Annotated in this window: 1 protein-coding gene; it reads right to left on the bottom strand. The window is 57.1% G+C overall.

All coding sequences use genetic code 11. From position 1 onward, the window contains the following. On the bottom strand, positions 1 to 967 hold a 967-nt coding region (locus M3I56_RS40675; RefSeq protein WP_254358684.1), incomplete at both ends, for an amino acid adenylation domain-containing protein.

Genomic DNA, 967 nt, shown 5'->3' with positions numbered 1-967 from the left:
GCGACCGAGGAACACAAGATTGCCGTCGGGCAGGTAGCGGGCCAGATCGCCGGTGCGATACATGCGGGCATCGGAGTGATGGGAGAAGGGATCGGGGAGGAAGCGTTCGGCGGTCAGTTCTGGGCGGTTCAGATAGCCACGAGCCACGCCTGCGCCGCCGATATACAGTTCACCCACTGCGCCTAGCGGCACCGGTTGACCGTGGCTGTCTAGCAGGTAAATCCGAGTGTTCGAGATCGGTCGGCCGATCGGGATTGGTTCGCTATGTTCGGCAGATTTTTTTATTTCGTATGCAACGCAGCCGACCGTTGTCTCGGTCGGTCCATAGTGGTTGAATATCCGTGTTTCCGGAGCATGGGTTTGCCATATTTCAATTTGCGCATGCCGTAAGGTTTCTCCCCCCACGACCAGAGTACAAATGCGCCCTGCCATCGCTTCGACCGGTAGTATCCCTCGAAGTGCCTCTAAATGGGATGGCGTGAGTTTGACCGGTGATAAATTGTTACCGTCAACAATGGCTTGACGCCAGTCGAGCTTGGAGTTGCCCTCAGAAGAGAGATATAGCCGACGCCCACAAATTAGCGCAGGATACAAGGCCGTGAGGCCCAAGTCAAAGCTGATAGAAGAAGAAAGCACAGAGCCGTGACCGTCAGCAACGCCAAATCGTTCAGCCGCATATGATGCATAATTAACGATGGAGCAATGTTCAATGCACACTCCCTTTGGGGCACCGGTGGAGCCGGAGGTGTAGATCACATAAGCGAGATGGCGTGAGGTCAGGCCCGGTATCTGAGGATTGGTCTCGGGTTGTACAGGAGCGTCGTTGGGGTCGATCAGGGTGTAACCGGCCAACGCCTGGCCCAGTACCTCCTTGCCCGCCTGATCGCTCAGGACGATGGCGGGCTGGGCATCGGAGAGTATGTGAGCGAGTCGCTCTCCCGGATAGGCGGGGTCGAGCGGCACATAG

The organism is Paraburkholderia sp. CNPSo 3281 (assembly GCF_024206515.1).
Classification (GTDB): domain Bacteria; phylum Pseudomonadota; class Gammaproteobacteria; order Burkholderiales; family Burkholderiaceae; genus Paraburkholderia; species Paraburkholderia nodosa.
This window is presented reverse-complemented; position numbering and strand designations above follow the sequence as displayed.